The sequence below is a fragment of the Variovorax xiamenensis genome (genome assembly GCF_050916385.1).
GTDB lineage: Bacteria > Pseudomonadota > Gammaproteobacteria > Burkholderiales > Burkholderiaceae_C > Variovorax.
The window spans coordinates 2,734,732-2,755,663 of record NZ_CP139038.1 but is presented as its reverse complement, the minus strand read 5'-3'; the positions used below and the strand labels follow the sequence as shown (position 1 = coordinate 2,755,663).

16 protein-coding genes are annotated in these 20,932 nt (G+C 68.6%); 5 read left to right on the top strand and 11 right to left on the bottom strand.

The annotated features are described in order from the left end of the window. Positions 1–24 precede the first annotated feature (24 nt). A complete protein-coding gene (locus tag SFB74_RS12230) occupies positions 25–2,628 on the top strand; it encodes an FtsX-like permease family protein (protein WP_432731926.1) in 2,604 nt (867 codons plus the stop codon). A gap of 30 nt (positions 2,629–2,658) precedes the next feature. Here the strand turns inward: SFB74_RS12230 and SFB74_RS12225 are convergent, their stop codons facing one another. Next, positions 2,659–5,172, bottom strand: coding sequence for a penicillin acylase family protein (locus tag SFB74_RS12225; protein WP_432731073.1), 2,514 nt, complete (start codon positions 5,170–5,172; stop codon positions 2,659–2,661). Between the two features lie 108 nt (positions 5,173–5,280). Between SFB74_RS12225 and SFB74_RS12220 the strand changes: the two genes are divergently transcribed. Both SFB74_RS12220 and SFB74_RS12215 read left to right on the top strand, forming a co-directional pair. Next, on the top strand, positions 5,281–6,357 hold the full coding sequence (locus tag SFB74_RS12220) for a lipocalin-like domain-containing protein (RefSeq protein WP_432731072.1): 1,077 nt from the start codon (positions 5,281–5,283) through the stop codon (positions 6,355–6,357). Positions 6,358–6,451: 94 nt separating this feature from the next. Beyond that, complete coding sequence (locus SFB74_RS12215; protein WP_432731071.1) at positions 6,452–6,910, top strand: hypothetical protein; 459 nt, start codon at positions 6,452–6,454, stop codon at positions 6,908–6,910. A 76-nt stretch (positions 6,911–6,986) separates the two neighbouring features. Here SFB74_RS12215 and SFB74_RS12210 read toward each other — a convergent pair whose 3' ends face one another. The 6 genes from SFB74_RS12210 to SFB74_RS12185 all read right to left on the bottom strand — a co-directional run bounded on the left by SFB74_RS12210 (position 6,987) and on the right by SFB74_RS12185 (position 13,015). After that, complete coding sequence (locus SFB74_RS12210) at positions 6,987–7,973, bottom strand: branched-chain amino acid ABC transporter permease (RefSeq protein ID WP_432731070.1); 987 nt, start codon at positions 7,971–7,973, stop codon at positions 6,987–6,989. A 13-nt stretch (positions 7,974–7,986) separates the two neighbouring features. After that, the gene (locus SFB74_RS12205; RefSeq protein ID WP_432731069.1) at positions 7,987–8,862 is read right to left on the bottom strand and encodes a branched-chain amino acid ABC transporter permease; all 876 of its coding nucleotides are present in this window, start codon (positions 8,860–8,862) and stop codon (positions 7,987–7,989) included. Between the two features lie 44 nt (positions 8,863–8,906). Beyond that, entirely contained in the window at positions 8,907–10,049 is a 1,143-nt protein-coding gene (locus tag SFB74_RS12200; RefSeq protein WP_432731925.1) for an ABC transporter substrate-binding protein, read from the bottom strand. Between the two features lie 128 nt (positions 10,050–10,177). Next, positions 10,178–11,374, bottom strand: coding sequence for an ABC transporter substrate-binding protein (locus SFB74_RS12195; protein WP_432731068.1), 1,197 nt, complete (start codon positions 11,372–11,374; stop codon positions 10,178–10,180). A 73-nt stretch (positions 11,375–11,447) separates the two neighbouring features. Beyond that, on the bottom strand, positions 11,448–12,155 hold the full coding sequence (locus SFB74_RS12190) for an ABC transporter ATP-binding protein (RefSeq protein WP_432731067.1): 708 nt from the start codon (positions 12,153–12,155) through the stop codon (positions 11,448–11,450). An 89-nt stretch (positions 12,156–12,244) separates the two neighbouring features. Next, positions 12,245–13,015 (bottom strand): ABC transporter ATP-binding protein, encoded by a 771-nt coding sequence (locus SFB74_RS12185; RefSeq protein ID WP_126018330.1) that lies wholly within the window; start codon positions 13,013–13,015, stop codon positions 12,245–12,247. Positions 13,016–13,337: 322 nt separating this feature from the next. Between SFB74_RS12185 and SFB74_RS12180 the strand changes: the two genes are divergently transcribed. After that, positions 13,338–14,615 (top strand): YbiU family protein, encoded by a 1,278-nt coding sequence (locus SFB74_RS12180; RefSeq protein ID WP_432731066.1) that lies wholly within the window; start codon positions 13,338–13,340, stop codon positions 14,613–14,615. An 11-nt stretch (positions 14,616–14,626) separates the two neighbouring features. Further along, positions 14,627–15,826: an AGE family epimerase/isomerase gene (locus SFB74_RS12175; protein ID WP_432731065.1), complete on the top strand. Its 1,200-nt coding sequence runs from the start codon at positions 14,627–14,629 to the stop codon at positions 15,824–15,826. A 66-nt stretch (positions 15,827–15,892) separates the two neighbouring features. On the opposite strand, the gene SFB74_RS12170 is transcribed toward SFB74_RS12175, so the two are convergent. The 4 genes from SFB74_RS12170 to SFB74_RS12155 form a co-directional block, all read right to left on the bottom strand. Next, positions 15,893–17,455 (bottom strand): DHA2 family efflux MFS transporter permease subunit, encoded by a 1,563-nt coding sequence (locus SFB74_RS12170; RefSeq protein WP_432731064.1) that lies wholly within the window; start codon positions 17,453–17,455, stop codon positions 15,893–15,895. 53 nt (positions 17,456–17,508) lie between these two features. Beyond that, positions 17,509–18,828: an efflux RND transporter periplasmic adaptor subunit gene (locus SFB74_RS12165; protein WP_432731063.1), complete on the bottom strand. Its 1,320-nt coding sequence runs from the start codon at positions 18,826–18,828 to the stop codon at positions 17,509–17,511. Between the two features lie 61 nt (positions 18,829–18,889). Then, complete coding sequence (locus tag SFB74_RS12160) at positions 18,890–20,365, bottom strand: efflux transporter outer membrane subunit (RefSeq protein WP_432731062.1); 1,476 nt, start codon at positions 20,363–20,365, stop codon at positions 18,890–18,892. After that, complete coding sequence (locus SFB74_RS12155; protein WP_432731061.1) at positions 20,358–20,897, bottom strand: MarR family winged helix-turn-helix transcriptional regulator; 540 nt, start codon at positions 20,895–20,897, stop codon at positions 20,358–20,360. Before SFB74_RS12155 ends, SFB74_RS12160 begins: the two co-directional genes overlap by 8 nt. Between the last annotated feature and the right edge of the window lie 35 nt (positions 20,898–20,932).

Here is a 20,932-nt window from a genome sequence, read left to right as displayed (position 1 = left end):
ACGCGCCCCGACGACAATGGCCCGATGCGCGCATTGCTCGGCACCTTCTCCTGGCAGGAACTCCGCCACCACCCCTGGCGCAACGCGGCGGCCGTGCTGGCCGTGATGCTCGGCGTTGCGCTCGCTTTCTCGGTACAGCTGATCAACGCGTCGGCGCTCGACGAGTTCTCGAGCGCGGTGCGCTCGGTCAACGGCGAGCCCGACCTGGAAGTGCGCGCCGTGCAAGGCGGCTTCGACGAGGCCGTGTTCGCGCAGCTGGCCCGCCATCCGCAGGTGGCGCTCGCGAGCCCGGTGGTCGAGGTCCAGGGCCTGGCGCTGGCGGGCGACAGCCAGGTGCCGATCCGAGTGATCGGTATCGACGCGCTCGCGCTGCCGACCATCGCACCCGCCCTGATGCCGCAGGCCACGGCGGGCGCCGACCGCTTCGCGCTCTTCGCGCCGGGCCATGTGTTCCTCAACCTCGCGGCGCGCGACGCGCTGGGCCTGCCCGCGCAGGCATCGGGCGAAGACGGGGCCGAGACGGTGCAGCTGCGCAGCGGCGACGCCTGGCACAGCCTCGCGGTGGCCGGCCACGTGGCAGCCGGCGGCAAGGCGCTCGCGGTGATGGATATCGCCGCGGCACAGGAGCTCTTCGGCAGCATCGGCCAGCTGAGCCGCATCGACCTGCGGCTCGCGCCCGGCACCGACCGGGCCGCCTTCATGGCCTCGCTGCAAAAGTCGCCCGGCTGGCCGGCGGGCGTGCAGTTCGCGGAGCCCGGCGACGCGGCGCAGCGCGTGAGCAACCTGTCGCGCGCCTACCGCGTGAACCTCACGGTGCTGGCGCTGGTGGCTCTTTTCACGGGCGCCTTCCTCGTGTTCTCGGTGCTGGCGCTCAGCGTGGCCAAGCGCGCGCAGCAGTTCGCGCTGCTCGGCGTGCTCGGGCTCACGCCGCGCGAGCGGCTGCGGCTGGTGCTGGCCGAATCGCTGGTGCTGGGCCTGATTGGCAGCGTGGCCGGCCTCGCGCTGGGCACGGCGCTGGCAGCCTTCGCGCTGCGCGTGCTGGGTGGCGACCTGGGCGGCGGCTACTTCGAAGGCGTGGCGCCCACGCTGCACTGGAGCGCGGGCGCGGCCCTGCTCTACGGCGGGCTCGGCGTGCTGGCCGCGCTGGTCGGCGGCTGGTGGCCCGCGCGCGCGGCGCAGGCGCTGCCCGAGGCGCAGACGCTCAAGGGCCTGGGTGCAGCGCCCACGCAAGGCAACGGCCACTGGCTGGCGCTGGGGCTGATCGCGCTGGGCGCAGTGCTGGCCAACCTGCCGGCCATCGGCGGCATTCCGGTGGCCGCGTATCTCTCGGTGGCCTGCCTGCTGGTGGGCGGTATCACCGCCCTGCCCTGGCTGATCGCGCTGCTGTACGACCGCGTCGCGCCGCTCTTCTCGCAACGGGTGCTGCCGATGCTGGCGGTGGAACGCGCGCGCCGCATGCGCGGCACGGCGGCTGTCGCCGTCAGCGGCGTGGTCGCGAGCCTGAGCCTCGCGGTCGCGCTCACGGTGATGGTCGCGAGCTTTCGCGACTCGGTGACTCACTGGCTCGACGTGGTGCTTCCGGCCGACCTGTACGTGCGCGCCACCTCGGGCGGACGCGGCGGCAACAGCGGCGGCAACAGCGGCGGCGGCAGCAGCACCGACACCGCCACCTTCGCGCCAGCCTTCGTGCAGTCGCTGGCGCAGTTGCCCGGCGTGGCGCGCACGGGCACGCTGCGCACGCAGCCGCTGCAGCTCGATGCCACGCGTCCCGCCGTGACGCTGATCGCGCGCAGCCTGGAAGGCGGGGCCTCGCAGTCGCTGCCGCTCGTGGGCAGCGCGCTGCCCGTGCCCGAGGGACAGATCGGCATCTACGTGAGCGAGCCGATGGTGGAGCTCTACGGCGCGAAGCCGGGCACGGTGTTCGCGCCGCTGTCGGCCGCCATGGGCAAGGCGCAGGCGTCGTTCTTCGTGGCCGGCGTGTGGCGCGACTACGCACGGCAGTTCGGCGCCATCACCATGGACGCCCGCGACTACGAGAGCGTCACCGGCGAGCACAACGTGAGCGACGTGGCGCTGTGGCTCGCGCCCGGCGCGCCGGAAAGCGCGGTCCAGGCGGCGGTGCGCGAACTGGCCGCGCGCCAGGGCGACTCGTCCGCCGGCTCGGTCGAGATCGCCTCGGTGGGGCAGATCCGCACGACCTCGCTGCGCATCTTCGACCGCAGCTTCGCCGTCACCTACTGGCTGCAGGCCGTGGCCATCGCCATCGGCCTCTTCGGCATTGCCGCGAGCTTCAGCGCGCAGGTGCTGGCGCGGCGCAAGGAATTCGGCCTGCTCGCGCACCTGGGCTTCACGCGGCGACAGGTGCTCGCAGTGGTGGCGGGCGAAGGCGCGGCGTGGACGGCCATCGGCGCCGTGGCCGGGCTGGGCCTGGGGCTGGCCGTGTCGGTGGTGCTCGTGAAGGTGGTGAACCCGCAGAGCTTCCACTGGAGCATGGACCTGCTGGTGCCATGGGAGCGCCTGCTGGCGCTTTGCGGCGCAGTGGTGGCGGCCGGAACCATCACCGCCTGGCTCGCGGGCCGGGCCGCCGCGGGCAAGGACGTGGTGCTGGCGGTGAAGGAAGACTGGTAGGCAGGCAGGAAGGCCCGGCGATCGCCCCGCTCAGCGCGCGGGCGTCAGCTGGATTCTTTCCAGCGTTTCCTTCTCCACGGCGGCCCGGCTGTAGACCAGCGGCACGTACTTGCCTTCGAGCCACAGCGGCGCGAGGTCGCGGTAGTTCGGGCTCGCGGGGTTGCCCGACTGGCCCGGCGCGTTGATGACGCGCGAGGCGTCCCAGTTGCCCACGTCCAGCACCATGCGGAACGACGCGCCCGAGGTCAGTCTGTAGTCGCTCGCGCGATAGGTGGCCGCCATCGGCGTGAAGGACGAACCCGACATCGGCCAGTCGCCCACGTCGAGCTTCTTGCGCGTGGCGGCATCGACCACGCCGCCCAGCGGATGACGGAATTCGGCGCGGTGCAGCGCGCCCCATTTCCAGGCAGCGGGATCGGGGCCGAGCTTGGCGCTCAGTTCCTGCATCGCGGTGGGCAGGGTCTTGAGCAGCAGCGCGTCGCGCTGCTCGTTCGTGACCCAGCCGAACGGGTTCTCCAGCAGCAGCACCATGCGCGTGTTGTCGCCAGGCGCGGCCAGCGCTGCGCCTGCATCGCCCGCGCCGGCCTTGAGCACGGCGGTGCGCAACGGCTTGCTGCTCCACACCTCGTAGAGCGCGGCGGCGGCGCTGTCGCGGTCCATGGTGCCGTCCCAGCCTTGCAGCATGCGCAGCGCGGTCGCGGTCTGGGCGTCGTCGCTGCGCAGGCCGGCGAGCAGCTTCAGCAGCCGCTGCGCGGGCGTGGCGACGATGTCGTTCTGCATGCGCTCCGAATCCTCGACGGAGAAGCGCGAACCCGCCGCCACCTTGGCCGCGAACAGCTCCTTGAGCCGACGAGCGCGTGCCGCGTCGCTCCACTCGTAGCCCACGCCTTTCTTCGCCGCGGGATGGTCGGGCGGAATGTTGTTCTCGTTGGCCGTCACAACATAGCCGCGTGCCGGGTTGAACTCCGAGGGCAGCTCGTCGCCGTTGCGGAAGCCCGACCACTCGTAGCGGCCATCGCCCGGCACAGGCATCAGCCCGTCCCAGTTGGGGCGTATGGGCGTGAGGCCGCCCGGAATCCAGCCGACGTTACCGCTGGTGTCGGCATAGACCTGGTTCTCGCCCGGCGCGCCCCAGCGGTTCATGGCGGCGCGGAACTGGTCCCAGTTGCGCGCGCGCATGTAGTCCATCGAGCCGAAGTACGGAGCCATACCGGGCTCCAGCCAGGCCGCGCGCAGTGCGAATGCACGCTGCCTGCCGGGCTCGGACAGCAGCACCGGCCCGTGGCGCGTGAATGTGTTGACGACCTCGCGCGGTGTGCCCTCGCCCTTCACCGCGATGCGCTCGGTGACGCGCACCATCGGCTCCCAGCGGCCCTGGTAGCGGTACTCGTTGGGGTTGCGCGGGTTGAGCTGGTACACGTACAGGTCTTCCTGGTCCATGTAGAAGCGCGTGAGGCCGAAGGCGATGGTGCCGTTGTGGCCGATCGAAAGGCCCGGCAGGAAGGGCTCGCCCGCGCCGATCACGTCCATGCCCGGCGCGCTCAGGTGCGCCATGTAGCGCAGGCTCGGTGCGCCGTGCGCGCGGTGCGGGTCGTTGGCGAGGATGGGCCTGCCGGTGGAAGTGAGCTTCGGCGAGATCACCCAGTTGTTGCTGCCGTAGCCGGCTGTGGGGTCGCCCTGCGATGCCTGCTGTTCGGCAGGCTCGCCGCCGTCGGGCCGCAGGCTCGCGGCGGTCACCGCCAGCCGCGTGTTGGTCTTGCTGAACTGCGGCGCCTCGGTCGCACGCATGTAGGCCGCGCGCAGTTCGGCCGCCGGAATGGTGCACGGGTCCAGCCCCTGCGGCACGCGCGGATTGACCGGCGGATCGAGTTCGCGGCGCAGCCAGTCGGCCTTGATGCCGGGGCCGCCCGCGCAGAAGGCGCGTGCCCGGTCGATCTCGGAAGTGAAGTTGAGCGTGAGGCCGTGGTGGCGGATGCGAACCACGTCTTCCGGCGACCACGTGGCCGGCTGGTAGCCCAGCAACGCGAACTCCGGCGGCAGGAGCGACGGCTGCGCGCGCACCTGCGCCACGTACGCATTCACGCCGGCCGTGAAGGCTTCGGCCACGCGCTTGGCGTCTGAGCCGTAGGCCAGCCATTCGCGGTACATGTCGCCCCGATAGAGCACGGCGCGCGCGGCGCGGTCGTTCTCGACCCACGCGGGGCCGAAGTCCTTCGCCATCTCGCCGAGGCCGCGCTTGCGCCAGAGGTCCATCTGCCAGAGGCGGTCGCGCGCGGCGATGAAGCCCTGCGCCACGAAGGCGTCGTAGAGCGTGCCCGCGTAAAGATGCGGCACGCCCCAGCGGTCCACCAGCACCTCGGCCGGCTTCTCGAGGCCTGGTACGGCGAAGGATGAGGAAGGACGCGCCGTCGTCTGCGAATCCGGAGGACCGGAAGCGCAGCCCGCGAGCATCAGAGTGGTGAGGGATGCAAGCGCAACCGCGCGAAAGGAATGCCTTTGACCTACCGAGCGCCGCGATGCCGGGCGCAGGTTTCTTCTTTTCATGGGCCTCGTCTCCTGCCTTGTGTTGTTCGTAGAGGGGTGGCAACGAACAGTATCCCGATTTGCGCGCCTCGTGGGCGTTACAAGGCGCGACTTGTAGACTGGCACACCATGCAGCAAGCCCCTTCTTCCTTCTCTCTTTCGCGCCGAGGCCTGCTGCTGGCCGCGCTCGCATCGGGGCCGCTGGCCGCATGGGCACTGCCCGAACGCCGCCTGGAGTTCCCGCGCGACTTCGGCAGCCACCCCGACCTGCACACCGAGTGGTGGTACATCACCGGCCATGCGAAGACGCCGGCGGGGCGCGAGTTCGGTTTCCAGGTTACCTTCTTTCGCTCGCGCGTCGAGGCCGCGATGGGCATGCGCTCGGCCTTTGCAGCGAAGCACCTTGTGTTCGCACACGCGGCCGTCACCGACCTCGAAGGCCGCGTGCTCTCGCACGACCAGCGCATCGCGCGCGCGGGCTTCGGCGTGGCCGAGGCCTCGGCAAGCGACACCGACGTGCGCATCCGCGACTGGTCGCTGGTACGCGAGAACGGCATCTATGTCGCGCGCATTCCGGCCGGCGAATTCGCGCTCGACCTCCGCTTCACGCCCACGCAGCCGGTGCTGCTGCAAGGCAACGCCGGACTCTCCCGCAAGGGCCCGGAGGAATCGCAGGCGAGCTACTACTACAGCGAACCCCAGCTCAAGGCGCAGGGCAAGCTCACGCTCAAGGGCCAGGCCTTCGACATCGGGGGCACCGCCTGGCTGGACCACGAATGGAGCGAGGCACTGATGCACCCCGAGGCCGTGGGCTGGGACTGGATCGGCATGAACCTCGACGACGGCAGCGCCCTCACCGCCTTCCACCTGCGGCGCAGCGACGGCAGCGCGCTGTGGGCCGGTGGCTCGTACCGGCAGCGTGATGGCGCCGCGCGCATCTTCAGGAACGACGAAGTCCGCTTCGAGAGCCTCAAGACCTGGGACAGCCCTCGCACCCGGGCGAAGTACCCCACGCAATGGCGCGTACAGACGCCCGCCGGCAGCTTCGAAGTGCGGGCCCTGCTCGACGACCAGGAACTGGACAGCCGTGGCTCCACGGGCGGCGTGTACTGGGAAGGCGTGAGCGACCTGCTCGACGCCAAGGGCCGGCGCATCGGGCGCGGCTACCTCGAAATGACTGGCTATGCCTCGCCGCTGAAGCTGTAACTGTTGTAGCGGCGCACAAGAACTGACAACCGAACGACTCCCGGGTGCGTTGGGAAAATTTCCCAGATTCATTCCAAAGCAGAGGAGCCCCACCATGAAAACCCGAATCGCAATGCTGGCCGCGGCCGGCGCGCTCTCCATCCTCGCGAGCCCGCTGGCCGCCAACGCGCAGGTCTCGGTCAACATCAATGTTCCCGGCCTGGTGATGACGGCCCCGCCTCCGCCGCGCTACGAGCCCCTGCCGCCGCCGCGCGGCGGCTTCGTCTGGGTGCCGGGCCGCTGGGTCTGGGACGGCCGTGCCTACGGATGGCGCCCGGGCGGCTGGCAGCCCGAGCGCGCGGGCTATGTCTATGCCCCGGGCCGCTGGATCGAGGACCGCGGCGGCTGGCGCTGGACCGACGGCGACTGGCGCCGCGAGGCCCGCCGCGAAGCGCGCCGTGAACGCGAATGGGAGGAAGACCGCCGCCATGACCGCTACGAACGCGATCACCGGCACGGCCATGACCGCGGCGATTTCTGCCCGCCCGGCCAGGCCAAGAAGGGCAACTGCTGAGGCGCAGGCCCACAGCGCCCTCAACAAAAAAGGGAGCCGGAAGGCTCCCTTTGTTCTTTCTTGCTTGTCCGCGTCCTTACTTCGCCCGCCGCCGATCGAGGAAGGCAATGATCTCGCCCATGATCCCCTTGCGGAAGGCCAGCACGCAGATCACGAAGATCAGGCCCGTGACCATGGTCACCGACTCGCCCAGCGTATTGAACCAGTCCACGGTGGTGATGCGTGCGAGGAAGCTGCCGAGTTCGCCGATCTTGTTCTCCAGCAGCACCACCACGGCCGAGCCCACCAGCGGGCCCGAGAGCGTGCCGAGGCCGCCCACCAGCGTCATCAGGATGACCTGGCCCGAGGCGGTCCAGTGCACGTCGGACAGCGTGGCGAAGCCCAGCACCAGCGTCTTGAGCGAACCGGCCAGGCCCGACAGCGCCGCCGAGATCACGAAGGCCAGCAGCTTGAAGCGGCTCACGTCGTAGCCCAGCGAGAGTGCGCGCGGCTCGTTCTCCTTGATGCCCTTGAGCACCTGCCCGAACGGCGAATGGATGGTGCGCACGATCAGCAGGAAGGCCGCGACCACGATGACCAGCGCCACGTAGTACATGGTGAGGTCGTTCGACAGGTCGATCACGCCGAACAGCTTGCCGCGCGGCACGCCCTGCAGGCCGTCCTCGCCGCCGGTGAACTTGGCCTGCAGCGCGACGAAGAACATCATCTGCGCGAGCGCCAGCGTGATCATCGCGAAGTAGATGCCCTGGCGGCGGATGGCCAGCACGCCGAAGACCCAGCCGAGAAAGGCACCGGTGAGCGTGCCCGCGACCAGCCCGAGCTCGGGCGTGAGCCCCCAGACCTTGATCGCATGGCCCGCCACATAGGCCGAGCCGCCGAGGAAGGCCGCGTGGCCAAAGGACAGCAGCCCCGTGAAGCCAAGCAGCAGGTTGAAGGCAGCCGCGAAGAGCGCGAAGCACATGAGCTTCATCACGAACACCGGATAGGCGCCGAAGAACGGAGCCAGCACCAGTGCGAGCAGCAGCAGCGCGTAGACGACGGTGGAAATTTTCTTTGTGTTCATGCCGCTCGCCTCTTCACTTCTCTTTGCCGAACAGGCCGGCGGGGCGGATGAGCAGCACGATGACCATGATCACGAACACAACCGTCGAAGACGCTTCCGGATAGAAAACCTTGGTGAGCCCCTCGATCACGCCCAGCCCGAGGCCGGTGAGGATGGCACCCATGATCGAGCCCATGCCGCCGATCACGACCACGGCGAACACCACGATGATGAGGTTCTGCCCCATCAGCGGAGAAACCTGGATGACCGGCGCGGCGAGTACGCCGGCAAAGGCCGCCAGCCCGGCGCCGAAGGCGTAGGTCAACGTGATCATCAGCGGCACGTTGACGCCGAAGGCCTCCACCAGGCGCGGGTTCTCGGTGCCGGCGCGCAGGTAGGCGCCGATGCGCGTCTTCTCGATCACGTACCAGGTGGCGAAGCACACCACCAGCGATGCCACCACCACCCACGCGCGGTAGTTGGGCAGCACCATGAAGCCGAGGTCGGTGGCGCTCGACAGCGCGTCGGGCGCGTCGTAGGGCAGCCCCGAGACGCCGTAGACCGAGCGGAACACGCCCTCGATCAGCAGCGTGAGGCCCAGCGTGAGCAGCAGGCCGTAGAGGTGGTCGAGCTTGTAGATCCAGCGCAGCAGCAGCCGCTCGATGAGCACGCCGAAGATGCCGATGACGACGGGCGCCGCGATCAGCATCACCCAGTAGTTGATGCCGAAATACTCCATGGCCATCCACGTCAGGACGGCACCGAGCATGAACAGTGCGCCGTGCGCGAAGTTGATGACGTTGAGCAGGCCGAAGATCACCGCCAGCCCGAGGCTCAGGATGGCGTAGAAAGAGCCGTTGACCAGCCCCAGCAGGAGCTGGCTCAGCAAGGCGGGAAGGGAAATGTTCATAAGCTTTCAACGAACGCGGGCGCCACGGCGGCGCCCGCGGGAGATCACTTCCAGAGGGCGCATTTGCTCTCGGCCTTCGTCGTGAAGACCTCTTCGCCCTTCAGCTTCTGGACCACCTTGTAGTAGTCCCACGGCTGCTTCGACTCGGCCAGCGACTTCACCTGCACCAGGTACATGTCGTGCACGAAACGGCCGTCCTCGCGCACGTAGCCCTTGGCGTAGAAGTCGTCGATCGGCGTCTTCTTGATCTGCGCCATCACCGTGTCGGCATCGGTGCTCTTGGCGGCCTGCACGGCCTTCAGGTAGGTCATGGTGGCCGAGTAGTCGGCGGCCTGGATGTCGGTGGGCATGCGCTTGGTCTTCTCGAAGAACTTCTTGCCGAAGGCGCGCGTCTTGTCGTCGAGGTTCCAGTCCCAGCTGGTGGTCAGCAGCAGGCCCTCGGTATTCTTCAGGCCCAGGCTGTGCACGTCGGTCACGAACACCAGCAGGCCGACCATCTTCATGGTCTTGGAGATGCCGAATTCACGCGCCGCCTTGATCGCGTTCTGCGTGTCGCCGCCGGCATTGGCGAGCGCCAGCACCTGGGCCTTGGAGTTCTGCGCCTGCAGCAGGAACGAGGAGAAATCCGAAGTGTTGAGCGGATGCTTCACGCTGCCGAGCACGGTGCCGCCCTTTTCCTTCACGACCTTGGTCGCGTCGGCTTCGAGGGCCTGCCCGAAGGCGTAGTCGGCCGTCAGGAAGTACCAGCTCTTGTCGCCGCGCGCGATGACGGCGCTGCCCGTGCCCTTGGCCAGCGCCACGGTGTCGTAGGCGTAGTGCACGGTGTAGGGGCTGCACTGCTCGTTGGTGAGCGCCGAGCTGCCCGCGCCGTTCACCATGAACACGCGCTTCTTCTCCTGCGCCACCTTGGCCATGGCCAGGCCGGTGCCCGAGCTGGTGCCGCCGAACAGCATCGTCAGGCCCTGAGTGTCGATCCACTCGCGCGCCTTGGAGGCTGCGATGTCGGCCTTGTTCTGGTGGTCGGCCTGCAGCAGCTCGATGGGCATGCCGTTGACCTTGCCGCCGAAGTCGTCGATGGCCATCTGGATCGCCAGCGCCCCGTTCTTGCCCTCCACGTCAGCGTAGAGGCTCGACATGTCGGTGATGAAGCCGATCTTGACCTTGTCCTGGGCCTGAGCGGCGCCCATCGCCAAGAGGCAGGTGGCGGCAAGGCAGGCGGAGGCGATGAGCGTGCGTTTCATGGCTTGATCCTCTTGGTTGACAGACTTCGGTGGAGTGAGAAAGAGAAGGTGCTGGCGCGGCTTGTGTCAGCCGTTCACTTCCAGAGCGCGCACTTCGTCTCGGCCTTGGTCGTGAAGACTTGGTCGCCCGGCAGCGTCTTCAGCACCTTCAGGTAGTCCCAGGGCTTCTTCGATTCGGCGGGCGACTTCACCTCGACCAGGTACATGTCGTGGATGAAGCTGCCGTCGGCGCGGATCTGGCCCTTGCCGTAGAAGTCGTCGATCTTCATGCTCTTGAGCTGCGCCATCACCTTGTCGGAGTCGGTGGTCTTGGCGGCGGCCACGGCCTTCAGGTAGGTCATGGTGGCCGAGTAGTCGGCGGCCTGCACGTCGGTGGGCATGCGCTTGGTCTTCTCGAAGAAGCGGTTGGCGAACTTGCGCGACTCGTCGTTCAGGTCCCAGTACCAGCTGGTGGTGTGCAGCAGGCCCTCGGTGTTCTTAAGGCCCAGGCTGTGGATGTCGCTCAGGAAGACCAGCAGGCCGGCGGTCTTCATCGTCTTGTTGATGCCGAATTCCTTGGCGGCCTTGATCGAGTTGATGGTGTCGCCGCCCGCGTTGGCCAGGCCCAGGATCTGCGCCTTGGAGTTCTGCGCCTGCAGCAGGAACGAGGAGAAGTCCGATGCGTTCAGCGGATGGCGCACAGCGCCCACCACGGTGCCGCCCTTCTCCTTCACCACCTTGGTGGTGTCGGCTTCCAGCGCGTGGCCGAAGGCGTAGTCGGCCGTCAGGAAGAACCAGCTCTTGCCGCCGCGGTCGACCACCGCCGCGCCGGTGCCCTTGGCCAGCGCCACCGTGTCGTAGGCGTAGTGGATGGTGTAGGGGCTGCACTGCTCGTTGGTGAGCACCGAGCTGCCCGCGCCGTTGTTGAAGTACACGCGCTTCTTTTCTTCCGCCACCTTGGCGGTGGCCAGCGCCACGCCCGAGTTGGTGCCGCCGAAGACCATGGTCACGCCGGCGGTGTCGATCCATTCGCGGGCCTTGGAGGCAGCGATGTCGGCCTTGTTCTGGTGGTCTGCGGTCAGCAGCTCGATGGGCTGGCCCAGCGCCTTGCCGCCGAAGTCGTCGATGGCCATCTGGATGGCGGTGGCGCCGCCCTTGCCTTCGAGGTCGGCGTACAGGCTCGACAGGTCGGTGACGAAGCCGATCTTCACTTTTTCCTGCGCCTGCGCGGCGCCCGCGCTCATGGCGAGGATGCCGACGGCGGTAGCGATGAGGCCGAGTTTCTTGATCATGGCGTTTGTCTCCTGGAGAAATCTTTGTGGGACGGAAGAAAAGTCTTGTGGACGGATTCGGCTGTGTTCTTGCTCAGACGCCCAGCAGCTCGGTGAGCACGGGCATCTTGGCTTCGAGCTCGGCGGCGCCGAACTTCTCGACGATGCGACCGTGCTCCATCACGTAGAAGCGGTCGGCCAGCGGCGCGGCGAAGCGGAAGTTCTGCTCCACCATCACGATGGTGTAGCCCTTGGCGCGCAGCGTGGTGATCATGCGGGCCAGCGCCTGCACGATGACCGGCGCGAGGCCTTCGGAAATCTCGTCGAGCAGCAGCAGCTTGGCGCCGGTGCGCAGGATGCGCGCCACGGCCAGCATCTGCTGCTCGCCGCCCGACAGGCGCGTGCCCTGGCTGTGGCGGCGCTCGGCGAGGTTGGGGAACATGGCGTAGATCTCTTCGACCGACATGCCCTGCCCGGCGCCCTTGAGTTCGGGCGGCAGCATCAGGTTTTCCTCGCACGAGAGGCTGGCGAAGATGCCACGCTCCTCGGGGCAGTAGCCGATGCCCAGGTGCGCGATGCGGTGCGTGGGCATGCCGATGGTCTCGCGACCGTTGACCTCGATGCTGCCCTTGCGCGCGCCAGTGAGCCCCATGATGGCGCGCAGCGTGGTGGTGCGGCCCGCGCCGTTGCGGCCCAGCAGCGTGACGACTTCGCCGGGCTGCACGACCATGTCGACGCCGTGCAGCACATGCGATTCGCCGTACCAGGCTTGCAGGCCCTTGATCTGGAGTGCGGCGGTCATTGGGCCTCCTGCCGGGCCGCCCCAAAGGAGGCCCGCGCCCCCTCGGGGGGCAGCGAATACACGAAGTGAGAAGCGTGGGGGCTCATATCTCAGTGCGCCCCTTGCAGTTGGCCTTCGGTGGTGCCCATGTAGGCCTCCATGACCTGCGGGTTCTTCGAGACCACGGCATACGGGCCTTCGGCCAGCACGGCGCCGCGCTGGAGCACGGTGATGGTGTCGGCGATGGTCGAGACCACGCTCATGTTGTGCTCGACCATCAGGATGGTGCGTCCGGCCGACACGCGCTTGATGAGCTCGGCCACGCGGTGCACGTCTTCATGGCCCATGCCCTGCGTGGGCTCGTCGAGCAGCATGAGCTCGGGCTCCATCGCGAGCGTGGTCGCGATCTCGAGCGCGCGCTTGCGGCCGTAGGGCAGGTTCACGGTCTGTTCGTCGGCGAGCTCCTCGAGGCCGACTTCAGCCAGCAGCTCGCGGGCTCTGGCATCCAGCGGCTTGAGCGACTTCTCGCTCTTCCAGAAGTGGTACGAAGTGCCCAGCCTGCGCTGCAGGCCCAGGCGCACGTTCTCCAGCAGCGTGAGGTGCGGGAACACGGCCGAGATCTGGAACGAGCGGATGATGCCGCGGCGCGCGATCTGCGCGGGGCGCTCGCGCGTGATGTCCTGTCCGTTGAACAGGATCGTGCCGGTGGTGGGCTCGAGGAATTTCGTGAGCAGGTTGAAGCAGGTCGTCTTGCCCGCGCCGTTCGGGCCGATGAGCGCGTGGATGGAACCGCGCACCACGGACAGGTTGACCTTGCTGACCGCTGTGAACCCCTTGAATTCCTTGGTGAGCTGGCGTGTTTCGAGGATGACGTCGCTCATCTCGCGAGGTCGCCCGGGTTCGTGGAAAGAATGTGGGTCATGCGGTCCGTCTCAATGCGCCACCAGCGAGCGCGGACCGATTGTTCGTGGGTGCCTCCGGCTTGCATACTGGGGCAAATGCCTATGCTGCAGTGCAACCATTTCACGGTTCCGCCAGTCGCCTTGCCCACGACTGTCGTCTCGACGACAAAGGCGGCATCGAGGGCATGACGAAGGTCATGGCCTTGTTGCGCTTGCAGCGCCGACTTTCGTTCGGGAAAGCACAGCGCGCCGCGTCGGCGATGCGAACCTAAACTGCCGCGGACCCTACACACCAAGGCCCATGCACAGCCAGATGAACGAGCTGCCCACAGACTGGATGAACGACATTCCGCGCGCCGTCTCGCAGGCCCAGCGCGCGCTGCGCGCGAGCGTTCCCAACCTGCAATGGCGCTTCCTGCACGAAAGCGAATGGCTGCGCGACGAAGTGGCGCTGGTGCATGCCGAAGAAGCGGCCGGCGGCGCGGTGCCCGAGATCGGCTACGACGACATCGCGCAGGGCCGCGTGTCGCAGCGGCAGGTCGAGCGCATCCGCCGGCGCGGCTGCGTCGTGGTGCGGCGGGTGTTCGACCCCGCGCAGGTGCGGGAGTGGAACGAGGAAATCCGCCGCTACATCGAGGACAACGACTACCTCGAACGCGCGCGCTCCAGGGCCGGCCTCGACAAGTACTTCAGCGCCCTCGCCTCCGGCCGGCCGCAGATATTCGGGCTCTACTGGTCGCGCCCGCAGATGCAGGCGCGCCAGGCCGGGACCATGGACCGCACGCGCGCCTTTCTCAACAGGCTGTGGACCTTCGAGAAGAACGGCGTGCGCTTCTTCGACCCGGACCGGCAGGCGAACTACGCCGATCGCATCCGCCGCCGCGAGCCCGGCGACGCGACGCTGGGCCTGTCGCCGCACTCCGACGGCGGCTCGGTCGAGCGCTGGTGCGAGCCGAGCTTCCGCGGCGTGTATCGCCAGATCTTCGAGGGCGACCTGGCGCGCTTCGATCCCTTCGACGCCGAAGGCCGCACCGAGACCCGCGAGATCCCCTCCCCCGCCGTGTGCTCGGCCTTTCGCACCTTCCAGGGCTGGACCGCGCTCTCGCGCCAGGGGCCGGGCGACGGCACGCTGCGCCTGGTGCCGGTGGCGCGCACCACGCCATGGATGCTGCTGCGCGCCCTGATGCCCGACGTGCCCGAGGGCGACCTCTGCGGCGCGCAGCCCGGCCGCGCACTCGGCGCCACGCCCCAATGGCATGCGGCGCTGCGCGAGGGCCTCGTCTCGATACCGCCGATGGAGCCCGGCGACACCGTGTGGTGGCACCCGGACGTGATCCACGCGGTCGAAGACCAGCATCGCGGCAGCGAGCACAGCAGCGTCATCTACATCGCCGCCGCCCCCTGGTGCGACAAGAACCGCAACTTCATGGCACGACAGGCGCCCGCCTTCCTGTCGGGCCGCAGCAGCCCCGATTTCGCGCCCGAGGACTACGAGACAGACTTCGAAGGCCGCGCCACCATCGACGATCTCACGCCCCTGGGCCAGCGCCAGATGGGGCTGCGTCCATGGGACCAATGACAGAGCCTCACATGCCAGACTTTCGCTCCCCCGACTTCCTCATCGACCACATCCGGCACACGCTGGCCTTCTACGAGACGCGCAACCTCGACGCCACCGGCGGCTTCTTCCATTTCTTCAGGGACGACGGCACGGTGTACGACCGGCGCACGCGCCACCTGGTGAGCAGCACGCGCTTCGTGTTCAACCACGCGATGGCCTATCGCCGCTTCGGCACCCCCCCGGATCTCGCGGCCGCGCGGCACGGCCTCGCGTTCATCGAACGTGCCCACAGGCAGCAGGGTGGCGGCTATGCATGGCAGCTCGACTGGCACGAGCGGCGCGCCACCGTGCAGGACGACACCAACCGCTGCTACGGCCTCGACTTCGTGCTGCTCGCGCAGGCGCATGCGCTCATGGCCGGCATCGAGGAGGCATACCCGGGCCTGGAGCACACCTGGCGGCTGATGGAGGAGCATTTCTGGGAGCCGTCGCACCAGCTCTATGCCGACGAGGCCACGACGGACTGGCGCGTGGGCGCCTATCGCGGCCAGAACGCCAACATGCACGCCTGCGAGGCGCTGATGGCCGCCTTCGAGGCCACGCAGGAAGCGCACTACCTCGACCGCGCGCTGGCGGTGGCCGAGTCGGTCACCGGCCGGCTGGCCGCGCTGGCCGACGGGCTGGTGTGGGAGCACTACCGCGAGGACTGGTCGGTCGACTGGGACTTCAACCGCGGCAACAAGACCGACATCTTCAGGCCCTGGGGCTTCCAGACCGGCCACCTCACCGAATGGGCCAAGCTGCTGCTGCAGCTCGAAGGCCACCTCGCCACGCAAGACCGCAAGGCGGAATGGATCGTGCCGCGCGCGCGCCACTTCTTCGACACCGCCATGTTCCGCGGCTGGGACGTGGACAACGGCGGGCTGGTCTATGGCTTCGGCCCCGACGGCACGGTGTGCGACGGCGACAAGTATTTCTGGGTGCAGGCAGAGAGCTTCGCCGCGGCCGCCCTGCTGGCGGTGCGCACCGGCGAGACCGGCTACTGGGACTGGTACGACAGCATCTGGACCTACAGCTGGGCGCACTTCGTCGACCACCGCCACGGCGCCTGGTACCGCATCCTCACGCCGGAGAACCGCAGGATGAGCGACGAGAAGAGCCCGGCCGGCAAGAGCGACTACCACACGATGGGCGCCTGCTACGACGTGCTCAGGGCGCTGCGCAAGTAAACGGAAAAAGAAGAAACCCCCAGGCTCCTCGCGGAGGCTGGGGGTTGCGGTGCGATGAGATGAGGATCAGTGTGCGCCGGCGGCAGCGTCACCGCCTGCTCCACCTTTCTGGGGCCGTGCCAGCCACACCAGCGGAATCAGCAGCAGGAACAGGACCGCCGACGCATAGAAGATGTCGTTGGTCGCCAGCATGTAGGACTGCTGGTCGACAAGGCGGTTGATCTGCCCCATCACCTGGTCGGTGCTGAAGCCGTTGGCGTTGAGCCCGGCCATCGCGCTGGCGGCTGCGTTGTTGCCCTGGTTGACCGTTTCGGCCAGCTGGGCGTGGTGCAGCGTCGCGCGGTTGTCCCACAGCGTGGTCGTGATCGAAGTGCCCATCGCGCCCGCGGTGATCCGCAGGAAGTTCGACAGGCCCGACGCGGCCGGGATGCGGTCGGGCGTGAGGCCCGACAGCGTGATCGTCACCAGCGGGATGAAGAAGAACGCCATCGCGATGCCCTGGATGATCGTCGGGATGATGATCGTCACGAAGTCGGCCTGCGTGTTGAAGTTCGAGCGCATCCACAGCACCAGCGCGAACACCAGGAACGAGAAGGTCGCATAGCGGCGCGGGTCGATCTTGGCCACCGTGAGCCCCACAACCGGCGAGAAGAAGATGGCCAGCAGCCCCACGGGCGCCATGATCATCCCCGCCTGCGTGGCGGTGTAGCCCATCCACTGCTGCAGCCACAGCGGCAGCAGCACCACGTTGCCGAAGAAGAGACCGTAGGCCACCGCCGTCGCCACCGCGCCCGACCAGAAGTTGCGGCGCTTGAAGAGCGACAGGTCGACCACCGGGTGCTTGTCGGTCAGCTCCCAGACGAGGAAGAAGGCGAAGCCGACGACGGACACCACCGCCAGCGTGACGATCTGCGCCGAGTGGAACCAGTCGAGCTCCTTGCCCTTGTCGAGCATGAGCTGCAGCGAGCCCACCCACAGCACCAGCAGCGCAAGGCCGACGGCGTCGATGGGCACCTTGTGCGTGACGCTCTCGCGCTTGTGGTACAGCGCCCAGGTGATGGCGGCGGCGACGATGCCCACCGGGATGTTGATGTAGAAGATCCACGGCCACGAGATGTTGTCGGTGATCCAGCCGCCAAGCAGCGGCCCCATCACCGGCGCGACCAGCGTGGTCATCGACCACATCGCCATCGCGAGGCCCGCCTTGGCGCGCGGATAGCTCGACAGCAGCAGCGCCTGCGACAGCGGGATCATCGGCCCCGCGACGAAGCCCTGCAGCGCGCGGAAGGCGATGAGCGTCGTCATGTTCGGCGCGAGGCCGCACAGCAGCGAGCTGATCATGAACAGGATCACGCTGGCCATGAACAGGCGCACCTGGCCGAAGCGCTGCGTCATGAAGCCCGTGAGCGGCACCGCGATGGCGTTGGCCACCGCGAAGCTGGTGATGACCCAGGTGCCCTGCGTGGTGCTCACGCCCAGGTCACCCGAGATGGCGGGCAGCGACACGTTCGCGATCGACGAATCGAGCACGTTCATGAAGGTTGCCGCAGAAAGCGCGACCGTGCCCCAGACGCGGGCTGCGCCCTCGAGCGGTGGATGCGCAACGTATGCAGGAGCAGCGGTGGCCATGGGGCGGGCTGTTTACCTGGACGGAAGAAGAGTCCGGACGAACGCTGGCGCGATCAGCCCGGCTGGCCCTGCACTGCCACCGACGTGTTGCCGGCGGGCGCCTTGGCGGGCGCCGCGGCCGTGGCCGGTGCGCCGCCCTTGCCGAGGTTGGCCGCGACGATGCGCTCCACTTCGGCGTCGGCGCCGCGGTCGAGCTGGCTGTAGACCGTCGTCTGCGCCAGAGCGCTGGCGCGCGGCGCGTCGGCGAGCATCTTGCCGCCCTTCTGCGAGATGTCGACCTCGGCGTCCATCGACAGGCCGATGCGCAGCGGGTTGGCCTTGAGCTGCTCGGGGTCGAGCGCGATGCGAACCGGCACGCGCTGCACCACCTTGATCCAGTTGCCGGTGGCGTTCTGCGCGGGCAGCAGCGCGAAGGCGCTGCCGGTGCCCACGCCCAGGCCGGCGACCTTGCCGGTGTACTCGACCTTCTTGCCGTACACGTCGGCGGTGAGCTTCACGGGCTGGTCGATGCGGATGTTGCGCAGCTGCACTTCCTTGAAGTTGGCGTCGACCCACAGCTGGTTGAGCGGCACGATCGACATCATCGGCGTGCCGGCGGCGACGCGCTGGCCCAGCTGCACGGTGCGCTTGGCGACGTAGCCGTCGACCGGCGCCGGCATGGCGACGCGCTGCGTGGCGAGGTAGGCCTCGCGCACCTTGGCGGCGGCGGCCAGCACGCTCGGGTGCTGGGCCACGCTGGTGCCTTCGGTCAGCGACTGGTTGCTGACCAGCGCTTCCTTCGCGGCGACGACGCCGGCCTGCGCGGCGGCGAGCTGGCTCTTGGCGGTGTCGAGCTGCGTCTCGGCGTGGTTGAGTTCTTCCTTCGACACGGCGCCGTTGCCCGACAGCGCGCGGCGGCGCTGAAGGTCGTCCTGGGCCTTGGCGATGTCGCTCTGCGCCTTGACGATGTCGGCCTGGCGCAGCGTGATCTGCGCGGCCAACGAGCCGTTGTTGGCATACAGCGTGCGCACCTGGCGCACCGCTTGCGCGAGCGCGGCCTCGGCCTGCTCGAGCGACACCTTGGCGTCGGCCGGGTCGAGTTGCACCAGCGGCTGGCCGGCCTTCACGAAGTCGGTGTCGTCGGCGTTGATGGCCATCACGGTGCCGCCGATCTGCGGCGTGATCTGGATGACGTTGCCCGAGACGTAGGCGTTGTCGGTGTCCTCGTAGTGGCTGGCGACCAGCCATTCGTAGAGGCCCCAGCCGCCGCCGGCGACGATCACCACCGCGGCGAGCGCGGTGAGTGCGCGGCGGCGCTTGCCGTTGCCGGCGGGCGCCTCGGGGGCTGCGGAAGCTGCTGCTGCAGCGGGCGTCGGAGTGTTGTTGTCGCTCATGATGATGAAGTTCTTTCCGAAGACGAAGGGGTCGGGCCGGGCTGTACCTGGGCTGTGCCGGTCAGTTCAGCGGGGCCGAGGGAGCCGATGCGGTGGCGGTGGCCGGGGGCTGCCAGCCGCCGCCGAGTGCGCGCGCCAGGCCCACCTGGGTGTCGAGCGCGCGGGCGGCGAGGTCCACCGCGAGCCGGCGCTGCGCCAGCACGGAGGTTTCGGCCGTCAGCACGTTGAGGTAGTTGCCGAGGCCCGCGCGGTAGCGCTGCACGGCGATGTCGTAGGCGCCTTCCGAGGCGGTCTGCGCGGCACGCTGTTCGGCCTGCTGGCGTGCGATCGACTGAGCGCTCGTGACCTGGTCGGCCGCGTCGCGCACCGCGTCGATCACGGTGGCGTTGTAGCTCTCGATGGCCACGTCGAGGTCGGCCGACTTGCCGCGCAGGTTGGCGCGCAGCTTGCCGCCCTCGAAGATCGGCAGGCTGATGGCCGGGCCCACGCCCCACTGCTCGCTGCCCGACTTCAGCAGCTTGCCGAAGCCCAGGCTCTGGAAGCCGACGAAGGCCGTGAGGTTCACGTTGGGATAGAAGAGCGTCTTCGCGTTGGCCACGTCGCTGGTGGCGGCCTCGACGCGCCAGCGCGCGGCGGCGATGTCGGCGCGGCGGCCGAGCAGGTCGGCCGGGATGTTCGCCTGCAGCGCCATCGGCTTCACGCCGGCCAGCACCGGCGGCTTGAGCGACGCGGTGACGTTGGGCTGGCCCACGAGCGCGTCGAGCGCGTGCTGCTGCAGCGCGATCTGCTCGTTGAGCGCTTCGATCTGCTGGCGCGCCTCGGGCAGGCCGCCTTCGCTCTGGCGCAGTTCGAGGCGGGTGTCGAGGCCGGCCGAAACGCGGTCGCGCACCAGCTTCAGCGTTTCGTCGCGCTGGGCGAGCGTGCGCTGGGCGACGGTGAGCTGGTCGTTCAGGCGGGCCCACTGGAAGTAGCTGCGGGTCACGTTGCTCGCGAGCAGCACGCGGGCCGCGTCGGCATCGGCCGCGGCGGCGTTGGCAGCGCCGATGGCGGTGTCGAGCGCGGTGCGGTTCTTGCCGAAGAAGTCGAGCTCCCAGCTCGCGCCCAGCTGCAGCAGGCCGATGTTCTGCGTGGAGCCGCCCAGCGGCGCCGGGTAGATGTAGTTGGTGTTGAACTTCTGGCGATTCAGGTCGAGCTCGCCCTTGACCTGCGGCTTGAGCGCCGCGCCGGCGATGTCGGCCGACGCCTGCGCGCGCACGAGGCGGGCCTGCGCGACCTGCAGGTTGGGGTTGCCGGCCACGGCCTGGTCGACGAGCGAATTGAGCTGCGAATCGCCGAAGGCGAGCCACCACTGGCTGTCGAGACGGGACACCGGCACCGCCGCGCTGTCGGGCGCGATGCCCAGCGAGGTGGCGTCGCGCAGCCTGGCCTGCGAGCCGATGCCGGCCATGTCGGCGCAGCCGGCAAGCGCGACCAGCAGCAGCGCGGCAGCAACGACGGGAGTGCGGCGCATGGCGCGCGCGGCGAGGGAATCAGTCATTTTTATCTCCACGGGCCGCGAGGGCCTGGGCGTTGTCGAGGATGCGGCGCAGGTAACCCTTGAGCTGCTCCCACTCCTCGGTGGTGAAACCTGCGAGGTGCTCGTTCTGCACCCTGCTGAGCACGTGCGGCACTTCCTTGGCGGCCGCGCGGCCCTCGTCCGTGAGCTCGATGTTGACCACGCGGCGGTCTTCGAGCGAGCGCACCCGGCGGCACAGGCCCTTGGCCTCGAGGCGATCGAGCAGGCGCGTCATGGCGCCGGTGTCGAGCTCGCAGGCTCGGGCCAGTTCGGCCACCGTGGTGGCCGCGCCGACGTGCAGCTTGTAGAGGGGCACCCATTGCGGATAGGTGGGGCTGCCCGGCTCGCACATGCGGGTTTCGACCGACTGGCCGACCGCCGTGACGATGCGGCGCATGAGGTAGCCGATGCTGTCCTCGGCGCGATAGGTTTCCGGGCTGTAGAAGGCGACGGGCGCACGACGCTCCTCGCCGGCGGGGACCGACGGGTCTTGAGGGGTGTTGGCATCGCTCATGGGACGAATATTAGTTGCCTCGGCAATTATTGTCA